At 48.4% G+C, this 2,419-nt stretch carries 3 protein-coding genes; all 3 read left to right on the top strand.

Features of this window, described 5'->3' with window-relative positions; translation table 11 throughout:
- On the top strand, positions 1 to 557 hold a 557-nt coding region (locus FP827_09355; protein MBA3053272.1), incomplete at its 5' end, for a tetratricopeptide repeat protein.
- A 27-nt stretch (positions 558 to 584) separates the two neighbouring features.
- Positions 585 to 2,000: a hypothetical protein gene (locus FP827_09360; GenBank protein MBA3053273.1), complete on the top strand. Its 1,416-nt coding sequence runs from the start codon at positions 585 to 587 to the stop codon at positions 1,998 to 2,000.
- A gap of 10 nt (positions 2,001 to 2,010) precedes the next feature.
- Positions 2,011 to 2,419 (top strand): hypothetical protein (locus FP827_09365; protein MBA3053274.1); only part of this gene is annotated, 409 nt, incomplete at its 3' end.

Raw genomic sequence — 2,419 nt, forward strand, 5'->3', positions numbered from 1 at the left:
AGCCGCGCAATGTGCTGGCTCTGACGAGGCTGGGTTCGGCTTATTACGCCTTCGGGAAAAAAGAAAAAGGGATAGAGGTGTGGAGAGAGGCACTGCAATATGATCCCGGCAATCAGGACATACTGGAATTCATGAAGATCCCGCCGGAGACTTCCATAAAAGAAGTTTATGAGACCAGGCAGAGCGAAGAGTCCGGCGCGCTCTTAAAGATCAAAAAACTTTATCTTCAGGGCGCGGCCGCGGCGAAAAGAGGTGAGGCCGAGAAAGCCAAACTGCTGTTTAAGGAAGCGTCGGAAGTTGCCGGCGGCGGGGATGAAGGGGAAGAATACCGGCGCAAATCAGAAGAGGGCATTAAGGAAGCCCGCCGTAGTATCGATCAGGCGAACGAAAACACGCGAAGGCTTATGAAAGCCCATTATTCGGCGGGTATGTCTTATTATAAGAACGGCAGGTATTCCGAGGCCATTTCCGAATTCAGGAAGCTTCTCTCTATCAAGCCCGGGCATCAGCAAGCGCTTAAAATGATTGACTTATGCAGGCAAAAAATGGGAAAATAGCCGATATGCGCGCTTGTGAGAAAAAAAATGAGAAAAAAACTATCGTTAATAAAATTGAGTATGAAAAAAAGTAGGACGTCCCTCTTTTCTATATTCAATAAGTCACGAAAGTCAACCCCTGGCACCATTTTATTTTTTTTGATATTCGCGTCTTCATTGTTTGCCGATACAGCTGCTATTGAAAATCAGGTTTCGCAGGTTCTGACAAAGGTTTTTAATCTGAGTAATTTTTCCGTTTCCGTCAGAGAAGTCCGCTATACGGAAGTGGTGGATATAGGAAAAGATAAAAGGAATCTTCTGCCCGGCGTGCCGGTTGAAGAAAAACTACAGGACCTTTCCGATAAAAAACTGCTCGAGCGACAGCGTCTCCTGATAACGCTCATCCTTGAAGAAGGTATTGCCACCGAACTTGAAAAAAGGATAGAGGGCGTGGTGAGAGTCTCTCTGAGCCTGAACGATGAGGATTCGCTGAAAATAATAAAAGAAAGTTTTGCCGCTCAAAAACGCGGTGCCGCTACCGCCGACGGTTCCCCGGCCGCCGCTATGAGCGCGGGCGCGGCGATTATCTCATACGTGTCTCAGCCCCAGAACATAGTTCTTCTGACGGTGATATTGATCATATCCGTTTTCCTGTTCGGGCCGCTCAGGTATTTTATGAAATATATGGCGCAATATTTCGCCAACGCCAGGCCCGGCGAGGCAACCGGTGTGAACATGGATGAAACTTCTTCCGTGCGCCAGATGCCGGTTAATCTCCTGAGCGCGACCCCCGAATCAAAGAAGACTGATGAAAGCGAACAGCGGCCTTTCGCTTTCATCAATGATAAAAATATATCCAATCTGGCCTTTTTGCTCAAAGAAGAAAGTTCTGAAAGGATCGCCGAGGCGCTCGGCTTTTTGAAAGAGTCGCTTGTGGAAAAATTCCTGCAATATTTCCCCGAAGAGAAACAATCCGACATAATGAGCTTTCTGGTTTATAAAAAGGAGCTGGATAAAGAGGATATTATTGACATGGAGAACTCAATCCGTGAAAAAATAAATTATGTTTCAGGCGGCCGCGAACAGCTCTTGAGCATGCTTGAAAATTCGTCCCGCCAGGTGCAGGAGCAGTTCCTCCGTCATATTGCCGACGAGGATCCTATAATGGCCTCGGAAATACGAAATAGCGTGTTCCATTTTGAGGATCTCGCCCGCCAGGACACGCAGGTGATACAGACGGTGCTGAGGTTTGTTAACACGAGGAATCTCGCGCAGGCGCTCCAGTTTTCCGAACAGGAGGTGCAGGACAGGATTTTCGCGGTGCTGTCGGAGGGGGCAAGAGAGATCGTCGCCGAAGAACTTGAACTCCTGCCGTCCAACTCCGCCGCCAGCGACAGGGAAAAGAAGAACATTGTCGCTGTTATCAGGCGTCTGAAAGCGGCGGGCACTATAGAACTTATATGACGGAGGTAATATGGATTTAATGACACTGGCGGGGCTGGCGCTGGGCGCCGGAGCTGTCTGGTATGTGCTTTCGACCGGCGGCATTCTGGGGATCCTGTTCAATGCTAACGCCGCGGTGCTGGTTTTCGGCGGCGTTATCGGGGCGACGCTCATCACTTATCCGTGGAGACTGATCAAAAAACTTCCCAGATGCGTTTCTTTTATTTTTTTCACGCCGCGTTTCTTGTCAAATGAAGATATAATAGAGGTGTTTGAGAGTATCGCGAAAAAGGCCAGAAAAGACGGGATAAGCCAGGGGCTCCTGGATGAAATACCTCCCGATAATTTTTTTCAGCGCGCGATAGGCCTGCTCATTGACGGCTTTGAGGCGGATTTCATAAAGGAAACGCTTTTTAACGAGATCTCAAACACCTCTATTA

This window comes from Candidatus Omnitrophota bacterium, from assembly GCA_013791745.1.
GTDB lineage: Bacteria > CG03 > CG03 > CG03 > CG03 > CG03.